Genomic DNA, 21580 nt, shown 5'->3' on the forward strand with positions numbered 1-21580 from the left:
GAAATACATACCGAAAGTAGAAAAGAGAGTACGAGAGACAATGGAAAGCATTTTTCGTGATCTTGAAGCAGTGCCAAAAACGAACGATACATACGGACTCGTTCATGGAGATGTATGGTTGGAGAATGTTTTGGTAGAGAGTAATAAACTCACCCTTATTGATTACCAAGATTGTGAGAAGCATTTTTTACTGTTTGATTTAGTTGTGCCGGTTTATAGTGCAATGGAATATTCCTTTGATGGAAATGGAAGCATTGTGAAATATGTTCATGAACTAACAAAAGCAATCTTTCAAGGATACGCTCGAGAATGCTCGCTACCGCCTTCTTATCTAGACCATCTGCTGCTTATGTTCCGATTAAAGGAAGTAGCGGATTACTTGCTCATGCATATCTATGGCCATGAGGTGCGAGGTGAAGAGGAAGAGCGTCTGTTTAATCTGTATCGCATAAAGATTGAACAAAATCATCTTCAGTACTTGATTACAAAGGAGCTTGTTGAGGAATTAAAAGCGTTAGCTGTCTAAGAGAAAAGGATCAGTCCCTTCTCTCTTAGAAGTTCAATAGCCACGTTTGTTGCCTTTTTTCACTTCATTCCAGTCCACATCAATATTTTTACGCACGGTTTGAAGTAGGTTAAAGAGGGTTTCTACTTCGGTAGATGATAACCCCTTTAAAGCGACCGCCTCTGAATGGTTATTTTCTCTAAGTAAAAATTGATACACCTCTTTTCCTCGCTTAGTGGGGAAAAGCTTTTTTATTTTTCGATTAGATGGATCTTCTTGTTTATAGATAAATCCTTGATTTTCCAGTTTCGTAATCGCTCTGGCTGCAGTCGTTCGATCCACTTTTAACATTTCGGCAATCTTTTCTTGAATAGACCCAGGGTGTTCATAAATTCGAATTAAGTAAAGGTATTGGCCCTTAGTGAGATCAATCTCTTTAAATTCAATATTGCTTATTGAATCAAGCGCACGAGCAATGGTTCCTATTTCGCGAAGAATTTCTTTCATAGAAAAACTCCTTTCATTTTTTGTTGCAAATACAACAAAAATACGGTACGTTAGATTGAGAGTACATGAGAAAGAAATGAGGATTCAATTATGACTAAACACATTATTGTTAATCAAGAACAGTTAGAGCTTGCTTTTTCTATTAGAAAGACCGTTTTTGTTGACGAACAACATTGTCCAATAGAAGATGAATTTGACTCCTTTGATGATTTAACGTCCCCTTGTACACATGTTTTAGTTTATTATAACGAAAAACCAGTAGGTACGGGAAGAGTTCGTCAAGTAGAAGGAAAAGCGAAGTTAGAGCGAATTTGCCTGCTTAAAGAATACCGGAAGCACGGGTTAGGAAAAGAGATTATTGCGCTACTAGAGGAAATCGCTAGAGAAATGGGTTGTGTGAGAGCGCTTTTACATGGTCAAACACATGCAGAAGGATTTTATGAAAAGCTTGGTTACGTAACAACCTCTGACGTGTTTAAAGAAGATGGCATTCCTCACGTGAAAATGGAAAAAACGTTTCAATGAATGAAAAAAGGAGGGGGGATGTATGTCAGTTGAGTTCCTAACGCCCTTTCGAAAAAAGATGCTTGTTGCTTCCATTCTTTCAGCATCTTTTTTGTTTTTGCTCAATCAATTTTTGCTTATTACGGCATTTCCGCAAATTATGGAAGATTTCTCGATTAACGCGACCCAAGTACAGTGGTTAACCACGTCCTTTCTGTTAACGACAACAACGTTAATCCCAACAATGGGTTATTTCATGGGAAGATTTCAAGCCCGTACGTTAACGTTCGTAGCCATTTCGTTCTTTATAATGGGAACCCTGTTAGCGATTTTCGCACAAACGTTTACGCTTCTCATTGTAGCAAGAGTCATTCAAGCAGTTGGTGCTGGGATGATGCTTCCTCTCGTACAAACCATTCTCTTGCTCGTTTACCCAATTGAAAAACGTGGCTATGCGATGGGCCTTATGACCATGGTTGTGAATGTAGCACCTGCAATAGGGCCGTCCATTGCAGGCTATGTCGTTGATTTATCAAGCTGGCGGTTTTTATTTTGGCTCGTACTTCCCCTAGCGATTGCCCTTTTCGTCTTAAATAGTATATTCATGCAAAACATTACAGAGAAAGGGCAGGCGAGGTTAAGCATACCGTCGCTGTTTTTTTCAGCAATTGGCTTCGCTGGTACCATTCTGGCTATTAGTAATTTCAGTGTCTACGGACTAGCCAGTATGTATGTGATCATACCTGCAGTAATCGGTATGCTAGCGCTAACGACGTTTATTTGGACACAACTTGTATCTGATCAACCGATGTTAAATTTACGGCTGTTTCGTTTAAAATGGTTTGTTCACGGCACGTTATTGTCGTTTGTCATTTCGATCTTACTGCTATCAACAGAAACCCTACTCCCGCTATTCATTCAAGATGTTCAAGAGCGGTCTGCTTTTATTTCTGGTATGACCCTGTTGCCTGGCACATTGCTCCTATCAGTAACGTCTTTTCTAGCTGGAAAGTGGTTTGATCAATACGGTGGCAAAGTACTCGGAATCATTGGCTATTCTGTTATGGCAGTGACATTTATGTGGTTTGCGATAATGGGGGCAGACACAACTGTAATCGCTATGATTGTTTGTTTTAGCTTATTTATGGGAGCCGTTGGGATTGTGATGACACCGGCAACCGCTATCGCCATGAATGCTTTAAAGCAAGAAGATCTTCCACATGGTACAGCTATCGTAAACACAGTCAAACAATTTGCAGCCGCTCTTGGCGTTACAATTTTAACTACTGTTGTAAGTATTCGAGCGGCACAGCCGGAATACTCTTATATTGAGGGAACATTAATGGGTCTCTCAATGGCTTTTGCTACAATGGGTGTTCTTTCCCTAATCGCTTTACTGCTTGTCCTCTTCACAAAAAATCGTAGTCGATCAAACAATACACTTTTGTAGGAGGGTACCCCAATGATTTTGTTGGGGTATTTTGTTTAATTAAAGATCGTTACAGGTGCGAGCTAATCTATTATAGTAAGTAGTGAAAGGGGAGAAATAGAGTGAAGGAAAATGGAAATCGAGGCCTTTTAACGGCCATTTTAGTTTGTTTGATTTTACTTGTACTCGGCTTTGGTAATGGAGGGGCTGACTCTAGTTCTGAGTTCCCTCAGCAAATTGAAACATTCGCAAATGAAGATCAAGTGCTATCATTAGGGGAGGATAAAATCATTATACACACCAGCTACAATGAAATCATTGTGCTACAGTGGAACCTTGATACGCAAACGTTCGAAAAGATTCAAACCTATGACTATTTCTTGGAAGAATAAAAAGGTAAACAAAGAAGTCGTTTCATAATTGGTTTGAATGGGCGCTTGGATGACCTTTTCATCTGCGAAGAATTGGCGGAGAACGCTCCCGCATTAAAGCGTTACTCATCTAGATATCTGTTCGTTCTAAAGTCTTATTTTAGCGTCAACCTATTCGTTGACATGCGAATTGTCCGCTATCTTGTTTAAAAAAGGAACAAAAAGGGTATAAAAGTTAATTATTTTTAAAATATACTGTCTTTTTTTCTAGTTGTGTGCCACAATGTAGATACAGCAATTACTATCGGCTGAATAAATAGTAGGGAGGTCCCGTACATTGTATAAAATTATACGAATGTTAAACGGGCAACAGAAACCCTTAAAGACACGAACAGCCAACTAGATAAGGTTTTTATTGATCCTGTTGCCGCGCAATCTTTGGCAAGTAAACTGAACAATCATCTTTACTCGAATGCTGAACGCTGGAAAGTAACGACTATTAATGGCGTTGATTATTAAGATATAGAAGCAATTACAGTCTTATGTGATTGCTTTTTTTGTTTCACTGAAAAAGATTGTTTGTATAAAAAAAGCTAGCCCTTACACAGGCTAGCTTTTTGTGATGATTTATTCATAAACGTGGATCGTTACGTTTTGACGACCGAAGTTTAATGCATCTTGACGTTCAGGCATAAAGAGGTCAATTTTGTTTCCATTAATTGCGCCACCAGTGTCACCAGCAATCGCTTCTCCATAGCCTTCTACATATACTTTGCTACCAAGTGGAATGACGTTTGGATCAACAGCAATGACTTTTTGATTCGGATTCGCTCTTAAATCAATGCCAGTAGCCGTTACCCCAGAGCACCCCTCACAAAATGCAGTATAAGCCGTAGCTTCCACACTCATTGTTGTTGTGCCTTCTGATTGTGTCGGCTCAGAACTAGCAGATTCAGTTGAATTCGTTGTTTCAGTTGTTTCATTTGACGCTTCTGAAGAACTTGTCTCACTTGAAGCACTAGTCGATTCTGAATCCGTTGACTCAGCTGTAGCTGGTTCATTTGAAGCGGTTTGAGGTGCAGATTCATTTGATTGAATTTCACCTTTCACTTGACTTTGTTCACCTTCACCAGGCATTGTTAATTGTTGGCCGATAAAGATTAAGTTCTTATCGTAAATGTCTGGATTTAATTCTACTATATTTTGTACGTCTGTTTGATGCTTGTTAGCAATCTGACTCAGTGTGTCTCCGCTTTTGACTTCATATGCAAATGCTGGAGTGGCAACAAGTATTGATCCTAAGACAGCAAGTGACGTTACTAATTTTTTCATACTGTAAAACTCCCCTTATAATGTAGTATTCATCCCCAAGTAATGGAACTATGAAAATGTGTAAGATGAGTCGTTCTTGTGTGTAATTCCATTTTTATGCGGAATGTCTCTCGCAAGATCAAACTATACAGAACATAGATAACTCTTTCAACCCATTTTCCGCGAAGTAATGAACTTGTAAAATGACTGTAATCCGCATAGGTACAGGGATTATCCGTATTTGTACTGGGAACTATACTAGCAGTAGGACGTTCAGCGTGTTCGACAAAACCTGATATTACATAGATATTACAGGATAAAAGTCATGGGAACGTGTGATTTCGACTTAAACTGGCAAAAAGAAGAGTATGCCACAAAAACGATTTAATCGAGGCGTGTTTATACGATAAAAAAGTAAAAATGAACGTAGTAATGATGAGGTTACAGAAATGCATGTGAGACTATTAATGAAGAAAAAGGAAATAAGCGAGAGTGAAGAGTAAACGAAACAGTCTTGAAAAATGACTGTGGATGAAAGTGGGGAATACCCTTTGTTACGCGTCTTCTTACTAAAAAGGCAAAAAAAACACAACTCAGAAGAATTGTGTTCGATCCTTACATAAGAAACCGTTGAAAAGAAACAACTAGAACGACAACGATAACAAGACTTGGGAGCAAGTTAGCAATTTTAACATTAATGACGTTTAATAGATTAAGCCCTATTGCAAGTATGAGAATACCTCCAATACAAGTAATCTCTGCGATAATCATATCCATTAGCATATCAGGTACAAAAGCATCGATTTGATTGGCCAACAACGTAATACTAGCTTGATAAAGAAATACAGGAATGGCTGCAAATAATACGCCGATCCCTAATGTTGAAGAGATAATAAGCGCAGAAAAGCCATCAATAGACGACTTTGTAAATAATAAACTATGGTCACCTCGAAGTGCTGCTTCAAGTGGTCCAATAATAGCCATTGCTCCTGTTGCAAAAATAAGTGTAGAGCTAACAAAAGCTTGAGCTACATTACCTTGGCTGTTTTTACCAATTTTAGTACCTAACCATTGACCGAGCTGATTTAAACGTTCATCAATTTGGAGCCAGCAACCGAGTAATGCCCCACTTGTCAAGCTTATAATGATAATAAGGAAATTCTCCCCTGTTACAGCCATTTGAATCCCAATGACAATTAAAGCAAGAGAGAGTGCTTGCATAACGAGCTTACTTATATCCTCGGGTACGTTTCGAATTCGTACACCAATTAATGAAGCAACAGCAATGGCTGCTGCATTAATAATCGTTCCTAATAACATTTCACGCCTCATTCCATCTAGCAATGCTTCATTATAGCAAATTCGTTTAGCATGTTAAAGTGATTCTGAATGCTAAAGAGTATTCAGTTAATTAGTAGAATGAAGGGCAATTTTTTGGAACACTAGAAGATGCGTTTACTGTAACTGAATAAAAAAATCTCTCCTGCAATCAACAGTTTTTATGATTGGCCATGGTCATTCCGAACGTTCGGATAAAAAAGATATTGCTAAATAGAAACCTGCCCTATATAATTATTTACGAAAGCGGTTTCGTAAAAGTTTTACAGCGATTATTACTTATTAAGTAGTTTCACGGCTGTAGATAGACTTTCATTGTAAGCGCTTAATTAAAACTCTTTTCCGAAAGCGCTTTCTGACGGTCTTTTATACAGTAATCAATCAATGAATAGAGGGGGAAATGGCAATGAAAAAATGGTTAATGTACAGCGCAGCACCTTTATTATCAGTAACTTTATTAGCAGCTTGTGGTGGTTCAGACGGTGATGATGGCAGTAGTAGTGAAAGTGTAGAAGGAGAAACAACGAGCGAAACGATCGGCTCAGGGGATATTGAATTGGTTTTTTGGGAGTTTGGAAATACTGGCTACGATAAATTAATTGAGGAATATGTAGAAGAAAATCCAGATATTACCATTAATCTTCAAAATAGCGATATGAATGATATGCATGATAATTTGTTTACATCGATTTCTGCTGATACTGGCGCACCTGATATTGCGATGATCGAGGAAGCGCAAATTGAACGCTACCGTACAGCGGAAGATTCATTCAACAACTTGTATGACCTAGGTGCTGGAGATGTCCAAGATGAATTTTTAGACTGGGTCTGGAACAATAGTGAAAATGCATCTGGTGATTTTGTGTTTGGTTTGCCAACTGACATTGGTCCGACCGTTATGTTTTATCGTACAGACGTGTTTGAAGAGGCAGGTTTTGACTCTTCTCCTGAAGCTGTTTCTGAATTAATTCCAACGTGGGATGCTTATGAAGAAGTGGCTTTGCAAATCTATGAGGAAACTGGAAAGCTTATGACAGATGCAGGTGAGCTTATTTACAATGCGAGAAGAGACCAAGCTTCCCAGCAATACTTCAATACTGATGAAGAATTAATTATAGATGATCATCCAGAGATACGTGAAGCTTATAACTATACAGCTGATTTCTTTGATCAAGACTTAGCAGGAGATATTCCGCTATGGACACCAGAGTGGTTTGCAGGTATGGCTGATGGTTCTTATGCAACGATGCTTGCTCCAGCTTGGATGCAAGGGGTGATTAAAGACAACAGCCCTGAAGAAGGTGTGTGGTCGATTACAACGATGCCAGAAGGTGCAGGAAACTGGGGAGGATCGTTTTTGACGATTCCAAGTGAATCTGAGCATGCAGAAGAAGCATATGCGTTTATTTCGTGGTTAACAGCTCCAGAGCAGCAACTAAAATCATTTTTGGATTATGGACTGTTCCCTTCAGCCCCAGCGGTGTATGAAATGGACGAATTCATTAATTATGAAGATTCATATTTCGGAGGAATTCCAACGGCACAAGTATTCTCAGAAGCAGCTCAGCAAGTTATTCCGGTTTATAAAGGACGCAACTATTATTCGATTGATGATGTCATAAAAGAAGCATTAGATAACGTATCTGCTGGTGATGATCGCGATGAAGAATGGTCGGCTTCTTTAGATACGATAGATCGTATTTTAGCCCGTTAATCGTTGCGATTTTAGGGTGGCTCTCATGTTAATGAGTCATCCTTTTTACTACTCTTAAAAAACCAGTAGGGAGGTTTAACGTTGAAGGCAGCTCAATCAACTCAAATAGACCCAAGTAAAAAGCCAAAAGGTAATCGAGAGAAAAGACGTACAGCATTAGCTGCGTACTTCTTTGTTTCACCATTTTTTATTTTGTTTTTAATTTTTGGGCTTTTTCCGATGGTGTTTAGCTTCTACTTAGCTTTTTTCCGGTGGGATGGACTTGGAGAGATGACGTATGTGGGTCTAGCGAATTTTCAATTTATTTTCAATGATCCTGTTTTTTACTCTTCCATTTTAAATACCTTTATTATTGGACTATTAGGAACGCTACCCCAAATTATCTTTGCTATATTAATTGCATTTGCCTTAAATTCTGCGTTAATAAAATTCAGAAATACGTTTCGAACGATTATTTTTCTACCGTACATTACCTCTGTCGTCGCAGTAGCGATTATTTTTGGAGTCGTTTTTAACAACCAGCCTTTTGGTTTTGTGAACTATCTTTTAAGCTTGGCTGATATTGAACCAATCAGGTGGAACGCGGAATATTGGCCAGTGAAAATAGCGATTGCAACTATGGTGTTCTGGCGTTGGGTAGGGTACAACACGATTATCTTTTTAGCAGGTATGCAAAGTATACCGAAAGAATTATACGAAGCTGCCAAAATTGACGGAGCAACAATTAGTCAGCAAATTCGATTGATTACATTGCCAATGTTAAAACCAATTACGTTATTTGTCGTTTTCACTGCAACCATCGGAAGCTTACAATTATTTACTGAGCCACTTATCTTCCTTGGTCGTAATTTAAGAGAAGAAGGTATTACAATGGTTGCTTACTTATGGCGCGATGCGTTTGTCTATAATTCGTTTGGCACTGCTTCTGCAGCGGCAATTGCTTTATTCTTTATCATTATTGTGTTAACGGTTGTGAACTTACTTATTACAAGTCGAATGGGACGGTCTAAAAAAGTCGGATAGGAGGTTAGGCAATGGGAAAGGAAAAGAATCATGGAAAAAAGAAGTTTTCTGTTCAAAAGCTGTTTGTTTATCTATTTTTAATTGCTGGTTCACTTGCGTCTTTGTTTCCATTTTATTATATGTTCGTTATGGCGACCCGTATTAATCGTGAAATTAATCAAGTGCCACCTCCTTTTACACCGGGGGCGGATTTAGTATCGAACTTTCAAAAGGTCCTGAACAATATTGATTTCTTTGGTGCCATGTGGAATAGTTTTTTTGTCGCCACAACTGTTACGCTTGGGACGTTGCTATTGTGTTCTCTCGCTGGGTACACATTTGCAAAGCTTGAATTCAAAGGGAAAGCATTTCTCTTTACAGCTATATTAGTTACGATGATGGTACCACCGCAACTTGGATTAATTCCGCAGTATTATATTATTACGTCCTTAGGATGGTTGAATGACTTTAGAGCCATTATTATTCCAGGGCTTATTAATGCATTTGGGATCTTTTGGATGAGGCAGTATATTAAGGAAGCCGTACCGTTTGAAATTATTGAAGCGGCTCGAATTGACGGTTGCTCGCATTTTCGTACTTACTGGAATATTGTAGTACCGACCGTGTTACCAGCATTTGCAACATTAGGTATTATTGTGTTTATGACTGTGTGGAATGATTTCCTCTGGCCGTTAGTAGTACTGAGAGATCCATCTATGCAGACGCTACAAGTAGCGCTTCGTTCATTAAATGATGCCCGTCAATTAGATTATGGTATGTTAATGTCAGGAACATTTTGGGCGACGGTTCCGTTACTAATCGTCTTTCTACTCTTTAATCGCTTGTTTATTCAAAGCTTGTCTGAAGGTGCCGTTAAAAGTTAAGTTGTGTGAGGCTGGCTACTTGTCAGCCTCGCTAATGGAGGTGAAAAGCGTTGACAAGTATAATAATAAAAGTGGCAGAACGTATCTATGCATTCGTCGCATTAAATGTGTTATGGTGCGTTTTTGTTTTACTAGGACTCGGTGTTTTCGGTTTTATGCCAGCTACTGTTGCGCTTTTTAGGATGATGAGAGAATGGAATAGTGGAAGAAAAGAACTACCTCTACTGAAAAGCTTTTTAACATTTTATAAAGAATCGTTTATACGGGCAAATCTATATGGTGCACTGTTTTTAGTAGTGTTCTATATTATCTATGTAAACTATCAGTTCGTTTCATACTTTTATGAGGCGTCTATTCATTTCTTTTTGTATGTAGTCATTTTTAGCATCACCGCAGTAGCGGTCATGACATTTGTCAATTTATTTTCCGTTATGGCCCACTTTGATCATCGTCTCTTTCATTATCTTAAGCTTGCTTTTGGAATGGTGTTTGCGCATCCATTTAAATCATGTTTGCAACTTTTTTGGCTCATTGCGTATGTGTTGGTTGCACTGTTTTATCCAAAAGCATTTTTACTTATTGGCGTAAGTGTCTTCGCTTATGTAATAATGAGCATTAATTTTTCAACTTTTAATCTATATAAAAAAGATACCCCTGTCCCGTGAAAAAGGTAGGAAGGAGAAGCAATGATAACGATATACGACATCGCAAAGAAAACGGGATTCTCTATTAGTACCGTTTCTAAAGTATTAAATAAACGAAGTGACGTAAGTGAAAAAACAAAAAAAATTATTAATGAAGCCGTAACAGAATTAGGCTATTTACCGAGTTCAAATGCTCGTTCTCTTTCAACTAAGAAATCATGGACGATTGGGGTTGTATTTGTCGAAGATGCTGGAAATGGTCTTGAGCATCCTTTTTTTAATGCAGTTATTGAAAACTTCAAGAAAACGGTTGAAATTGAAGGCTATGATTTATTATTCGCATCAAGGAAAATTGGTAAAGAAAAGCGATCGTATTTAGATCACTTCATGTATCGTGGTGTTGACGGCGTTGTTGTTGTTTGTTCGAGTCATACACCAGAACTTCAAAAATTAATCGATTCCGATATACCATCTGTTGTCATTGACCTAGATACACGAGGGGTCAGCGTGGTCTATAGTGATAACTTTCACGGTGCTGAATTAGCTGTGGATCATCTTATTTCACTAGGTCATGAAAAGATTGCCCACATTTCTGGTCACAAAAAGCTTTATGTAGGGGAGGAACGGCTTCAAGGTTATAAACAAACGATGAAAAAACACGATTTGTTTATTCCAGATGAGTACATTGTGGATGGCGGCTATTTTACATACGAGGGAGGTAAAGCGGCAATGGAAAGATTGCTCGCTGCAAAAGACACTCCAACAGCCGTATTTGTAGCAGGGGATTTAATGGCAATTGGAGCGATGGCAGCGATTTACGATGCGGGTTTAACCATTCCAGATGATATCTCCATTGTCGGATTCGACGATATCCAAATTGCAGAATACGTGCATCCAGCCTTGACGACGATACGACAAGATACGAAATTGATTGGTAAAACAGCCGCAACATTAATTATGGACCAAATGGCAAATAAAAAGAAAGCGCATATGTCGGTGAAAATTCCTGTATCACTCGTTACGAGACGCTCTTGTAGAGAGCGAAAGTAAAAACGTTCTCGGACCAATATTCTTTTAGGTTGGCATTCTATGAGAATAATGTGCATGTCTTCTTATAGTGACGGTGTTCCAATCCACTCATAATGCTCCCATCCGCTTGTTGCTAGATCGTTTATGGTACCACTTGTCACTCTGAAGTCGAGCCGAAGCTTCCATCTACTGCAGAAACGGTACTGGAAGGGCATTGTAAGTAGAAGAGATTGACATTGTTAGACGATTCCAGAATCTAACACCGTATAGCCAAGGTATTGCACCGCTCGCATCAGTTCCATGACAGCTATTTAATTAGCGTCTAGCGCAGATGTACTTGGCGTATAGCGAACCCATTCGTACGTTGCTTGGGTAGCTTCACCTGTATACCTACCTGCCCATTCGTCAATTCCGTATGTGTTCCATAAATTCATCATTATTTTTCCTGGTGTAGTTGGGATGTTTTCCGTTCTGGTCGCAATTGGCACCCCATTGACATACCACGTGATGGAATGTGGTTGCCAATCAAATGCGTACGTATGAAAATCTTGGGAGGCATCAAAGCCTAAATCGTGCAAGATTTCGTTGTTTCCAACGCCGTTCGTGTAATAGTTAAATTGCACTTTTGTTGTATCTTTTCCTAAAAATTCAATGTCAATCTCATCCCACGGATCCCCATTATACGATGGACCTGTATAGGTGAAGAAAGAAGAAATCATGCCAGACACATTGGATGGTTTCATTGATACTTCGTATAAACCATAGCCATAAAAGTCGTGAGTGGTGTACTCGGCGCATTCATAAGAATAGGGTGCAGGCAAAGAAGTGTTACTTCGAATGGATAGTTCCAACTGCCCGTTAGGGAAATTGACTCGATCTGCCCGCCAGTGGCAGCCGAAAAATGGATCGTTATTTCGCCAACCGTTTGACATTTGCCAATAGTGTTGATCATGTTGGTTAAAAACAGTAAACAACCCTTGTTGCTGAGCAGTTGCATTTGTAGGTGGAAGAAGAAGGAAACAACAAAAAATGAAAAATAAACTGACGAAGTAGTGCTTCATACGGATCATCCTCTCAATAAAATAGTGACACTCAATCAGTGTACGGAGTGGCTAAACAGAATATGAGTAAAAAAAGCCTCCAAAACCAGAATAGGCATTGGAGACTCGATTCTTACGCTTATAATTGATCCAACAAGTTAAGAGATTCTTTGTTAAATGCCGGAATATCATCCGGAACTCGACTCGTTACTAAATGACGTGAGACGACTACTTCTTTATCAACAACAGTAGCGCCTGCGTTTTCTAAATCTTTTCGAACCGAAACAAAACTTGTTACTTCGTGTCCTTTTAATAAATCTGTATCAACGAGAAACTGTGGTCCATGACAAATAGCAAAGACTGGCTTTTCCTCTTTCATAAAGTGTGCGGCGAATTCAGCATTCTTAGGATCTGCCCGAAGCATATCTGGAGAAAACCCACCTGGCACAAGCAATGCGTCAAAGTCTTCTGGCTTCACATCACTCACGTTTTTATCGGTTTTAAATGTCTCACCGTTTTTACCAGTAATTTTGCTGTCTTCATTTGAGTTAAGTAACGTAACCGAATGACCAGCTTCTTCATACGCTTTGACTGGGTCTGTTAATTCAACCTCTTCTACCATATCTGTAACAAGTACTGCTACTTTTGCCATAAAACAATCACTCCTCACTAAATCTTGTCTACTTATTGTGTACCCGAATGGGATTGTTAAAAACATCAATTTCTGAAAAAATTAGTCAGGGTCTTTGTCTGAAGGCTTCATTTTGCCTGTATGGAAGACGCCTAAGCACCAAAAGGCAATCATAAGAATGATAGCGGCGATGAGCACAGGAACGGAACCGAACTGAATAATGAGTGGAATAGCTGCTGCCGTAACGAGACCGCCTCCCACCATTGGTTCAAAAAGAATTTGCTTGTAGCCGAATGCATCAAGGGCTGGTGTTTTATTTTCAGGGTCAACAATTCGCATGAGCATAATACCGGTTGCGGCAACACCCATACCTTGTCCAAAGTCACCGATCCCTCGTTCAAACCAATAGGTTGGGATCATTTTAGGGCCTAGCCAAAGAAAGAAAACAATATTACTAATAATGCCGGCCAGCGCCAATAAGATAAACGGGACGATATGATCGCCGATGACCGTTAACGAGAGAGAGGCAATCGCACTAATAATTAAGAGATCAAGTGCAAGTCCTTGAATACGTGATATGGTCTTGCGATCGACTAATTTTCGTTTATCAAATTTAGCTAGAAATACCTGTAGAATGATGCCCCCAATCATGGCCATGGGAAATAAAGGAACATAATCAAATAGGTAAATGTCAAATGCTTGTCCATACGTTACATCTTCGAGCCAAACGAATGCTTCGAGAATGGTATAGCCAATAAAAATGGCAATGGCAATAAAGCCAAGGTGAAGAGCTAACGGTTCAATAGAAACTGGAGACGTTGTTTGGATACCGGAAGCTTCCCGATTATGTTCTTCAATGACACCACTCTTTTGATCAACAGAAATATCCTTTGGGTGATCAAGGGTTGTTGTTTTTCCTTTACGAGCTGCCCAATTTACTAATACCATTCCAAATAGTACCCCTGAAAGCATGCCAATGGTAGCTAAACCAATAGCGAGGTCATAGCCTTCTTCAAAGCCGATGTCAGCAAAGGTTCCCGATAAGCCAGCTGCTGTACCGTGACCTCCAACAAAGCTAATTTCAATTAAGGCCCCTGCTGCTGGATTAAGGCCGAAAAGTGGCGTGAGGATCGTAATAGCAAGTAAAAGTCCAATCACATAATGTGCCCAAGACATGGTATAACCTAAAGCGATTTGAGGTCCACCAGTTTGCCAAATTTCTTTTGGTTTTGGTAATACAAAGCCAATAAACAAAGAGGCAAAGACGACATTTATTAATAGGCCAGGAAGCTCTCCCCAAATATCAACAATAGAAGCTGTAAATAATCCACCGTCACTAAGAAAATCTCCCCCAAAACGCCCAATGACTTCCGGTCCTATTATGAGGGCTAAAAAACCACCGATTAACGAACTAGGAAGAAATAAAGATTGAAACAAAGGTACCTTCAGCCGTATCCACTTTCCGATTACGAGCATGATCGCTATAATGACAATGGCCATTCCGATAACCTCAATAGTCATGTACATATCTCCTATACTGAAAAAATTAGCTCCAAAAAATGCTCTTAATTCGTGAAAAAAAGGAGGCGTGATTTTAAAGCCCGCTAAGGATGTTTTTTACCCTTAATGGATGGCAGGAAAACCTATACGCCATTAAAGAGAACGAACATTCACAGAAAATTTATTTCATCTAGATGCGTCGAATACTGGAGGTAGATACGTTGTTTCATAGGGTAGATAGTGGGAAAAAGGGCGATTATGCAGTGGTTACTTGTAGTCAGTTTCTTGCTTTAGGAAACGTAACGCGTTGGTTTCGACAGCTTTAGTTACTTTTTCGTAGGGCTTGATTGCGGCAATTAGGGCCCCAATCACTGGTGGAACGGTAGGTGTTAAAATGGACCAAGAAGAGGTTTCCTTTGACAGCGCACACTTAATCATCGAGACAATAGCCGTTTGATTCATGACACCCCCTGCTAAAACGATCGTCCCATCCCCATGGTTGTTGATTCTGTTTATAAGAGAAACAAGTTGTATGGCAATCCCATTTGCTGAGTCCACGATAATGTCTTCTGCTAGGGGATCTCCTTCCTCAAAGGCTTGAAAGACGAACGGACAAAGCTGAGCAACTGCATCGCGACCATTCTCTTGATACACTGCAGGAATAACGTTCTCGATCACATCTGCTGAAAAGTGTTGGAGAATTAGCTTTTGTAGTGGTGTATTCCTTTCTTTGTGAGTCAAAGCTGCACGGATGGCTGAACGACCAATGGCAAATCCACTACCTTCATCCCCTAGCAAATAACCCCAGCCACCTAAACGGTGCTCATTCCCCGATGCATCAATTGCGTAAGTGACAGAACCAGTTCCTGAAATGTGAATGATTCCTGGTTGCCCAAGTGTGGCGGAATAAAGTGCTGCAATCGCGTCATGATGAACGGTAATAAAACTATGTTCTGGTAAAGCAGGGCGTATTGAGGCTATTATCGCTTGCTGATAAGTCGAAGAACTACCCCCAGCTACGCCACAGTAGATCGAACGGACGTTGGCATAGGCGGTGGGATGCTGTGTTTTCAAATCAGTAAGCAAATCATGTAACCTCATTAGGCATCTATCCAGTCCAACTCGATTAGGATTTGTGGCAGCAGTTTGTTGATACGCTAAAATATGACCCTTTGAAGTACTTAAAACTGCTACTGTTTTCGTGCCACCACCATCAATTCCAATATAATACATGACCATCATCCTTTCTCTTCTTTTAGTAAGTGTCTTGGGGAAGTGATGAGGGTGTAATCCATTAGCGTTCAAGCAAAGCAGAGAACATAAAAGCCCAGATCGATGTGATTACCAATCCAGGCTGCATGGTACAACTAAAAAGGGAATGGGGTCTACTCATTCCTAGCGTAAAAATTCAATGGCTGCTCGGGTTTCATGTAAGTGGGTCACTGTCTTTTCATATTGATGAGAAGCAACACACATAAAGAGAATATCAATGACTTGCAGTTGCGCAATTCTTGAAGAGGTGGCTCCGCTTCGAAATGTTGGTTCCTTTGTGGCAGATGTATACAAAGGAATGTCTGCTTGCTCAGAAACAATCGATTGTCCGTATTTACATAAACTAATCGTCGTCATTCCTCTCGAATTAGCAATCTCAAGAAACTGTTTTACTTCTCTTGTTTGACCTGAAAAAGAAATTCCCACAGCGACGTCTTGCTCATCGCCTGTAGAAACGAGTGTTGCCGCCATATGAAGGTCGGAAAAGGCGTGTGCGGTCTTGTCGATGCGGAGCAATTTTTGCATGGCATCTTGAGCAATGATGCTCGAAGCACCGATTCCAAAAAAATGAATCTTACGTGCTTTCCTTAATGTTTGAACAGCCTTTTCAAGCTGATGTGTGTCAAGAAGTTCTGCAGTTTCTTGAATTGTCTGGATGGTGTTGGTTGTCATTTTATCAATTATGGAAGCAGCCGATTCGTTCGGTTCAATATCACGTAAACCAGACTCCTTTGTTTTCTGAAGATCACCGGCAATTCGAAGCTTTAAATCAGGTAATCCTTTTAGCCCTAATGATTTACATAAACGGATGACAGCGGCGCCACTAGTATCGCTTCGTTTCCCAATTTCATTTGCTGTAAGTGAAATGACTTCTTTTGGATGTTGAATCATGTAATTGGCAATTTTTTTCTCGGATGGTGGAAGGGATGAACGCATTTCGGTAAGCATGACTAGACCGCCGGTCATAAAGGCCATTAAAATCAACTCTTTCTATTTTAACTGATGCCTCTAGTATACTAAATTTTGATTGAGGAAGCATACAATCGCTGAGGACTTAGGAATAGAGAAGGTAGTGACTTCGTTGTTTTAAGAACGCTTTGGATTGTTTTTTACTTGTAGCGAAAAAGGATGTAAGATCTCCGTCTCGTATGGCTTTCCGTAAGGTGTCGGTACCGGCAAGGAGATCAAACATATAATGACCATTTGTAGGCTTAGTAAAACTGAAATGCTCAGGGTAACGCTCAGCGATGAGTTGGATGATTTTAATTCCGCTTGAAAAGGGTTCATAGAGACTCGTATCGGTTAAATGAAGTTGAACCCCATGACATTGTGCACCATTATACTTTTGATAGGTTGGAACAAAGGAGGCTTGTCTGGCAATGACTCCCGGTAGCCGAAGATGATTTATCGCTTGAGCAAGTTCAAATCCATTTATAAATGGCGCACCGAATTGTTCAAAAGGTTTAACTGTTCCTCTGCCTTCTGATAAGTTTGTGCCCTCAATCAAGCAGGTTCCTGGGTAAAGGAGAGCCATGTCAAGGCTTGGAGCATTTGGTGAAGGTGGTACCCAAGCGTATCCTGTATCGTTGTGAAGCATATCTCGTGACCAACCTTCCATTTTTACAATATGAAGGTCGCATTGGTAACCAAACTCATGCTTAAATAATAAGGCAAGTTCACCAACGGTCATGCCGTGACGATTAGGGATAGGCAAAAGACCTACAAAGGATTGAAAAGCTTCTTCAACTAGATTGCCTTCAACATTAAGACCACCAACTGGATTTGGTCGATCGAGTACAATAAAGGTTTTATTGTGTTCCTGACAAGCCTCCATCATATAAGCCATTGAATAAATGTACGTGTAATAGCGAGAACCAATATCTTGTAAATCAAAAAGAACGACATCAATGTCTTCAAGCATTTCAGGAGTGGGTTTTCGAGTTTGACCGTAGAGGCTATAGACTGGTAAACCAGTATGAGGGTCAATGCTAAACTCAATGTGCTCGCCTTCTTTTGCATCTCCCCGAATGCCGTGTTCTGGAGCGAAAAGAGAGACCAGGTTTACTTTTGAGTGTTGATAAAGAAGGTCGATCGTCGGTTGTAGCGATTGATTCACTCCTGTTAGATTGGATAGAAGACCAACCCGTTTTTTTTCAACTAATGAATAATCCTTTTCAAGAAAACAATCTAAGCCGAGTTTCATTTGTATCCCTCCATAGCGTTTTAACGTGTATTCCCTATCTAAAAGTAAACAATCATCCTGGTATCCATACTCTCTCTTTCTAATCTATGCAGCTAATCGCTTCATCATTTATAAAATTAAAGTGACGTAAGAGAGTAAGACAATGTATAGTAGTACTGTATTCATGCGAAATGATCGGAGAGGTTAGAATGGAATCTATTATTTCATTTAAAAATGAAAACAATCAGAGTGCATCTGGTTACTCAGCTTTATCAATGACAGTAAAAGGCATATTAGATCGGTTAGAATCTACATACAATGAAACCTATGAGGTATTCACAATAAATGAATATCATTTTGAATTATGGTCTCTGTTTGAAGAGGATCTCATGACGAATCACGATCAGTTGGAGCATGTAGCGATGATTGTTGAAAAAATGGAGCGTTACTCGTTTACTTATGATTCAGAAGGTGATGAACCAATTTATAAAGTGAAGCAGGCGTTAAGCAATAACGTGTATGCCTATCGTAATCAAGGCATTGCTTTTGCACAAATTCCAATAATGGATGGCGCACATTTAACAAATGTGGAATGTGTTTTTGCTACAAGCTCACTCGCTATGGAACGTTTTTTAGAAACAATAAAAGGACGATTATGGCAAAAGAGTCGTAACGAGCTGCTCATTTTTACAGATGGAATGGATGGTCTTAATCATGAGCATCAACCAATCACAAAGCGAGTAAAGCGGGAAGATGTGTTATTGAAACACGAGATAAAGGAAGAAATTTATCAAATGCTCGATTGTTTCTTTGAAGAAGATCGATCCTTTTTTGAAACCTATCAGATTCCTTATAAACGCGGCATTTTACTTTACGGACCTCCAGGAAATGGAAAAACAACTTTAGCAAAGTCCATTGCTCATACTGTAGATGCCCCAGCTGCTTACTGGCAAATTACAGAGTTCACGTCTAGTGAGTCCATTGCGCAAGTATTTCAAATGGCGAATCGTTTAGCTCCTATTATATTAATTATTGAAGATATCGATTCTATGCCAGATGGAGTTCGTTCCTATTTCCTTAATACTTTAGACGGGGCTACATCTAAAGAAGGCATATTCTTAATTGGGACAACAAATTATCCCGAAGAAATTGATCCGGGATTGATGAATCGCGCTGGCCGATTTGACCGAGGATACGAATTTGCGCTCCCGGATGAATCACTGAGAGAACAGTATGTTCACGAGAAGAAGTTCGACAAACTCTTGTCACCAGAGGAAATTGCTGCAGTGATCAAGCATTCTGAAGGTTTTTCTTTTGCTCAATTAAATGAGCTTTTTGTAAGTTGTGCACTAGAAAGCCACCAAAAAGGAACCGTTGATCTCTACCGTTTGATCAAGCGGATGAAAGAAGATCATAAGAAGAGTAAGACGGGTAAGTGGCAAGAGGAAGATGGTCAATTAGGATTTTATTAAAAGATACAATGCTTTGGCATAAATGAGCCAAAGCATTTTTTTGTTGACATGTCACATTTATGCTGATACGGTTATATACATAACTATATAACCATATATCGATTATGGAGGTGCAAATGAATCATCTAACAAATAGCGATAAACCACTTTATTTGCAAATTAAAGCGTTAATAGAGGACCAAATCGTAAACGACCAACTAAAAGAAGGGATGCAAGCCCCGTCAACCAATCAACTTGTGAAATTTTACGGCTTGAATCACGTTACGGTTGCAAAGGGAGTGAACATGTTAGTCGATGAGAACATTCTTTTCAAAAAGCGAGGCATTGGTATGTTTGTTTCAGAAGGAGCGAAAGAAAAATTGCTTTATAGCCGTAAGTTAGATTTTGTTGATAAATATATTCTTAAAATGGTGCAAGAGGCCAATCATTTAGGCATTAGTGAAGAAGAAATTATTCAATATGTAAAAGAAATAAAGAAAGAGGAGTTGTGAAAAAATGATTACGATTGAAAACCTTTGCTTCTCTTATGGAAAAACGCAGATCTTAACGAACGTATCTAGCCAGTTCGAAGAGGGGAAAATTTACGGTCTATTGGGAAGAAATGGTGTAGGGAAAACAACGCTCCTTTCTTTGCTGGCAGGTGCTCAAGAAGCAAAAGAAGGTATGATTTTATTTAACGGTAAGCCCCTATTTGAAAACCAAGACGCTATTTCGGGAATTGGATTATTCTATCAGCGAAATGATTTAGATCGCGAAATGGATCACTCAAAAGTAGAGGATTTATTTAAAAAGGCTAAGCAATTTCGTAAACATTTTGACTTGGATTATGCCAATGAACTAGCACAAAAATTCAACTTGAAAACATCAAAACGAATGAACAAATTATCAAAAGGAAATGAAGCCGTTATCCAAGCGATTTTAGGGCTTGCCAGTCGTGTACCTGTTACGATTTTTGATGAAGTCTACCTTGGGATGGATGCGCCTTCACGAACACTTTTTTACAGTGAACTGTTAGACGAACAAGAGCGATTTCCTAGAATGTTTATTGTATCCACTCATCTTGTTTCGGAAATGGAGCATTTGTTTGATGAAGTGAAAATCTTGGAAAATGGTCAATTCTCTCTCGATGAATCCTATCAAACGGCAGTGGAGAAAGGGAATACACTGACAGGAGATGCGGAAGCCGTATCCAATGTGACAAAGGGATTGAAGGTCATAAGGGAACAAGTACTAGGTCCAACAAAAGCCGTTTCTGTCTTTGGGGAATTAGGAGAGCAAGTCCGTGAACAATGTGTTAAGCAAAATATAGCGATTAGTCAAATGCCTTTACAAGATTTATTTATCGCTTTAACTGCAGAAAGAGGGTGACTAGAATGAATCAATTGACAAAAGTCCTTTATCAAGAACAATTTAAGTGGTTTTCATGGTTTTTGCTATTTGTACTATTGTTTCAAGGCGCATTGCTATTTTTAGCTTCTTATTTTGGAGGAACAATCCAGCAGTTCACACTGCTTTCATTTGGACCCTCAAGAATTTTTATGCTCGTTCTTGGGATTATTTCGGCATATGCGTTTTTAGGCTACTATTATCAGCTTGGTCAAACACGAAAAAGGTACTATAGAAGTACGCTTGTCGCTGCCATTTTGTTAGCTGGCACAATGGTAATTTCAGTAAAACTGTTCTCTTTAATAGAGGCATTGGTAGTTGGAAATCAAGCATTTATTTCAGATCGAACCGATGGAACAACTATAGTCAATGACAGTCAATCCATTACGATAACAATTGATATTTTTTCAGAGGGGCTCCAATTCCTTGACTCAACTGTTTTGTTTATGCTCTTTTTTGTCTTACAGCTCTTGTTGTATTATGGAGTAGGCTGGTTTATCAGTGTAGGCTTTTATCGGTACGGATGGGTCATTGGCTTACTATTTATTGTGCTTGCTATCGGATTCTTAGGGCTGAATCAATTTATGTGGTCTAGTTCTTTAATGGATCACTTGCCTGCTCTTCTACTAGTTGGAACGGTTGTTTTAACGACCATTGTGTTCTACTTTGTTTATCTCATTGTAAAACGCACACCTATTAAATTGAAATAAAGGTAAAGAACCCCCCTTTGTAACGTTTGTTTACAAGGGGGATTGTTATGTGGGTTAAAAAGTGTATGAGAGACAGCTTACTGACAGTGAAAAATGCACCCGTAATGGTCATGAACTGCTAATAAGTGTCTAATGATAACGTCATGTAG

Annotated in this window: 22 protein-coding genes; 13 read left to right on the top strand and 9 right to left on the bottom strand. The window is 39.4% G+C overall.

What is annotated here, in order from left to right:
• Positions 1-7: 7 nt before the first annotated feature.
• The gene (locus PQ477_RS12180; RefSeq protein WP_274273573.1) at positions 8-526 is read left to right on the top strand and encodes a phosphotransferase; all 519 of its coding nucleotides are present in this window, start codon (positions 8-10) and stop codon (positions 524-526) included.
• 33 nt (positions 527-559) lie between these two features.
• Here the strand turns inward: PQ477_RS12180 and PQ477_RS12185 are convergent, their stop codons facing one another.
• A complete protein-coding gene (locus PQ477_RS12185) occupies positions 560-1012 on the bottom strand; it encodes a MarR family winged helix-turn-helix transcriptional regulator (RefSeq protein WP_144558265.1) in 453 nt (150 codons plus the stop codon).
• Positions 1013-1102: 90 nt separating this feature from the next.
• Between PQ477_RS12185 and PQ477_RS12190 the strand changes: the two genes are divergently transcribed.
• The 3 genes from PQ477_RS12190 (at position 1103) to PQ477_RS12200 (ending at position 3337) form a co-directional block, all read left to right on the top strand.
• On the top strand, positions 1103-1537 hold the full coding sequence (locus PQ477_RS12190) for a GNAT family N-acetyltransferase (RefSeq protein ID WP_035393084.1): 435 nt from the start codon (positions 1103-1105) through the stop codon (positions 1535-1537).
• A gap of 22 nt (positions 1538-1559) precedes the next feature.
• The gene (locus PQ477_RS12195; RefSeq protein WP_274272001.1) at positions 1560-2966 is read left to right on the top strand and encodes a DHA2 family efflux MFS transporter permease subunit; all 1407 of its coding nucleotides are present in this window, start codon (positions 1560-1562) and stop codon (positions 2964-2966) included.
• 101 nt (positions 2967-3067) lie between these two features.
• Entirely contained in the window at positions 3068-3337 is a 270-nt protein-coding gene (locus tag PQ477_RS12200; RefSeq protein WP_035393083.1) for a hypothetical protein, read from the top strand.
• A 606-nt stretch (positions 3338-3943) separates the two neighbouring features.
• On the opposite strand, the gene PQ477_RS12205 is transcribed toward PQ477_RS12200, so the two are convergent.
• Entirely contained in the window at positions 3944-4648 is a 705-nt protein-coding gene (locus PQ477_RS12205; RefSeq protein WP_274272002.1) for a 3D domain-containing protein, read from the bottom strand.
• Between the two features lie 594 nt (positions 4649-5242).
• Entirely contained in the window at positions 5243-5947 is a 705-nt protein-coding gene (locus PQ477_RS12210; RefSeq protein ID WP_035393081.1) for a DUF554 domain-containing protein, read from the bottom strand.
• 424 nt (positions 5948-6371) lie between these two features.
• Between PQ477_RS12210 and PQ477_RS12215 the strand changes: the two genes are divergently transcribed.
• The 5 genes from PQ477_RS12215 to PQ477_RS12235 all read left to right on the top strand — a co-directional run bounded on the left by PQ477_RS12215 (position 6372) and on the right by PQ477_RS12235 (position 11259).
• Positions 6372-7679 carry an ABC transporter substrate-binding protein gene (locus PQ477_RS12215; RefSeq protein WP_274272003.1) on the top strand — a complete coding sequence of 436 codons (1308 nt, stop codon included), beginning with the start codon at positions 6372-6374 and terminating at the stop codon, positions 7677-7679.
• A gap of 81 nt (positions 7680-7760) precedes the next feature.
• A complete protein-coding gene (locus PQ477_RS12220) occupies positions 7761-8702 on the top strand; it encodes a carbohydrate ABC transporter permease (protein WP_246117127.1) in 942 nt (313 codons plus the stop codon).
• Positions 8703-8713: 11 nt separating this feature from the next.
• Positions 8714-9565 (top strand): carbohydrate ABC transporter permease, encoded by an 852-nt coding sequence (locus tag PQ477_RS12225; RefSeq protein ID WP_035393069.1) that lies wholly within the window; start codon positions 8714-8716, stop codon positions 9563-9565.
• A 50-nt stretch (positions 9566-9615) separates the two neighbouring features.
• Positions 9616-10230, top strand: coding sequence for a YesL family protein (locus PQ477_RS12230; protein WP_035393068.1), 615 nt, complete (start codon positions 9616-9618; stop codon positions 10228-10230).
• Between the two features lie 21 nt (positions 10231-10251).
• Entirely contained in the window at positions 10252-11259 is a 1008-nt protein-coding gene (locus tag PQ477_RS12235; RefSeq protein WP_144558271.1) for a LacI family DNA-binding transcriptional regulator, read from the top strand.
• Between the two features lie 290 nt (positions 11260-11549).
• Here PQ477_RS12235 and bglS read toward each other — a convergent pair whose 3' ends face one another.
• The 6 genes from bglS to PQ477_RS12265 form a co-directional block, all read right to left on the bottom strand.
• Positions 11550-12308, bottom strand: coding sequence for a beta-glucanase (gene bglS, locus PQ477_RS12240; RefSeq protein ID WP_432813876.1), 759 nt, complete (start codon positions 12306-12308; stop codon positions 11550-11552).
• 109 nt (positions 12309-12417) lie between these two features.
• Positions 12418-12930, bottom strand: coding sequence for a type 1 glutamine amidotransferase domain-containing protein (locus PQ477_RS12245; protein WP_035393066.1), 513 nt, complete (start codon positions 12928-12930; stop codon positions 12418-12420).
• An 81-nt stretch (positions 12931-13011) separates the two neighbouring features.
• Positions 13012-14430: a sodium/glutamate symporter gene (locus PQ477_RS12250; protein WP_144558274.1), complete on the bottom strand. Its 1419-nt coding sequence runs from the start codon at positions 14428-14430 to the stop codon at positions 13012-13014.
• Between the two features lie 246 nt (positions 14431-14676).
• Positions 14677-15642: an N-acetylglucosamine kinase gene (locus tag PQ477_RS12255; RefSeq protein WP_274272005.1), complete on the bottom strand. Its 966-nt coding sequence runs from the start codon at positions 15640-15642 to the stop codon at positions 14677-14679.
• Positions 15643-15804: 162 nt separating this feature from the next.
• Positions 15805-16656, bottom strand: coding sequence for a MurR/RpiR family transcriptional regulator (locus PQ477_RS12260; protein WP_035393063.1), 852 nt, complete (start codon positions 16654-16656; stop codon positions 15805-15807).
• Positions 16657-16735: 79 nt separating this feature from the next.
• Positions 16736-17884, bottom strand: a complete 1149-nt coding sequence (locus tag PQ477_RS12265) for an exo-beta-N-acetylmuramidase NamZ family protein (RefSeq protein ID WP_274272006.1) — start codon at positions 17882-17884, stop codon at positions 16736-16738.
• Between the two features lie 188 nt (positions 17885-18072).
• Here PQ477_RS12265 and PQ477_RS12270 point away from each other — a divergent pair, with 188 nt between their 5' ends.
• From PQ477_RS12270 to PQ477_RS12285, 4 genes are all read left to right on the top strand, one after another.
• Positions 18073-19335 carry an AAA family ATPase gene (locus PQ477_RS12270; protein ID WP_274272007.1) on the top strand — a complete coding sequence of 421 codons (1263 nt, stop codon included), beginning with the start codon at positions 18073-18075 and terminating at the stop codon, positions 19333-19335.
• 116 nt (positions 19336-19451) lie between these two features.
• On the top strand, positions 19452-19826 hold the full coding sequence (locus PQ477_RS12275; protein ID WP_274272008.1) for a GntR family transcriptional regulator: 375 nt from the start codon (positions 19452-19454) through the stop codon (positions 19824-19826).
• A 4-nt stretch (positions 19827-19830) separates the two neighbouring features.
• Positions 19831-20703: an ATP-binding cassette domain-containing protein gene (locus tag PQ477_RS12280; RefSeq protein ID WP_060704877.1), complete on the top strand. Its 873-nt coding sequence runs from the start codon at positions 19831-19833 to the stop codon at positions 20701-20703.
• Between the two features lie 5 nt (positions 20704-20708).
• Complete coding sequence (locus tag PQ477_RS12285; protein WP_274272009.1) at positions 20709-21431, top strand: LTA synthase family protein; 723 nt, start codon at positions 20709-20711, stop codon at positions 21429-21431.
• Positions 21432-21580: the final 149 nt, after the last annotated feature.

The sequence above is a fragment of the Shouchella hunanensis genome (assembly GCF_028735875.1).
Lineage (GTDB): Bacteria > Bacillota > Bacilli > Bacillales > Bacillaceae_D > Shouchella > Shouchella hunanensis.

Bases quoted from the DNA above. Each gene is read 5' to 3' on its own strand.
- PQ477_RS12185 (WP_144558265.1), bottom strand. From the start codon at position 1,012: ATGAAAGAAATTCTTCGCGAAATAGGAACCATTGCTCGTGCGCTTGAT.
- PQ477_RS12190 (WP_035393084.1), top strand. From the start codon at position 1,103: ATGACTAAACACATTATTGTTAATCAAGAACAGTTAGAGCTTGCTTTT.
- PQ477_RS12195 (WP_274272001.1), top strand. From the start codon at position 1,560: ATGTCAGTTGAGTTCCTAACGCCCTTTCGAAAAAAGATGCTTGTTGCT.
- PQ477_RS12205 (WP_274272002.1), bottom strand. From the start codon at position 4,648: ATGAAAAAATTAGTAACGTCACTTGCTGTCTTAGGATCAATACTTGTT.
- PQ477_RS12210 (WP_035393081.1), bottom strand. From the start codon at position 5,947: ATGTTATTAGGAACGATTATTAATGCAGCAGCCATTGCTGTTGCTTCA.
- PQ477_RS12215 (WP_274272003.1), top strand. From the start codon at position 6,372: ATGAAAAAATGGTTAATGTACAGCGCAGCACCTTTATTATCAGTAACT.
- PQ477_RS12225 (WP_035393069.1), top strand. From the start codon at position 8,714: ATGGGAAAGGAAAAGAATCATGGAAAAAAGAAGTTTTCTGTTCAAAAG.
- PQ477_RS12235 (WP_144558271.1), top strand. From the start codon at position 10,252: ATGATAACGATATACGACATCGCAAAGAAAACGGGATTCTCTATTAGT.
- bglS (WP_432813876.1), bottom strand. From the start codon at position 12,308: ATGATCCGTATGAAGCACTACTTCGTCAGTTTATTTTTCATTTTTTGT.
- PQ477_RS12245 (WP_035393066.1), bottom strand. From the start codon at position 12,930: ATGGCAAAAGTAGCAGTACTTGTTACAGATATGGTAGAAGAGGTTGAA.
- PQ477_RS12250 (WP_144558274.1), bottom strand. From the start codon at position 14,430: ATGACTATTGAGGTTATCGGAATGGCCATTGTCATTATAGCGATCATG.
- PQ477_RS12255 (WP_274272005.1), bottom strand. From the start codon at position 15,642: ATGTATTATATTGGAATTGATGGTGGTGGCACGAAAACAGTAGCAGTT.
- PQ477_RS12260 (WP_035393063.1), bottom strand. From the start codon at position 16,656: ATGGCCTTTATGACCGGCGGTCTAGTCATGCTTACCGAAATGCGTTCA.
- PQ477_RS12265 (WP_274272006.1), bottom strand. From the start codon at position 17,884: ATGAAACTCGGCTTAGATTGTTTTCTTGAAAAGGATTATTCATTAGTT.
- PQ477_RS12270 (WP_274272007.1), top strand. From the start codon at position 18,073: ATGGAATCTATTATTTCATTTAAAAATGAAAACAATCAGAGTGCATCT.
- PQ477_RS12275 (WP_274272008.1), top strand. From the start codon at position 19,452: ATGAATCATCTAACAAATAGCGATAAACCACTTTATTTGCAAATTAAA.
- PQ477_RS12280 (WP_060704877.1), top strand. From the start codon at position 19,831: ATGATTACGATTGAAAACCTTTGCTTCTCTTATGGAAAAACGCAGATC.
- PQ477_RS12285 (WP_274272009.1), top strand. From the start codon at position 20,709: ATGAATCAATTGACAAAAGTCCTTTATCAAGAACAATTTAAGTGGTTT.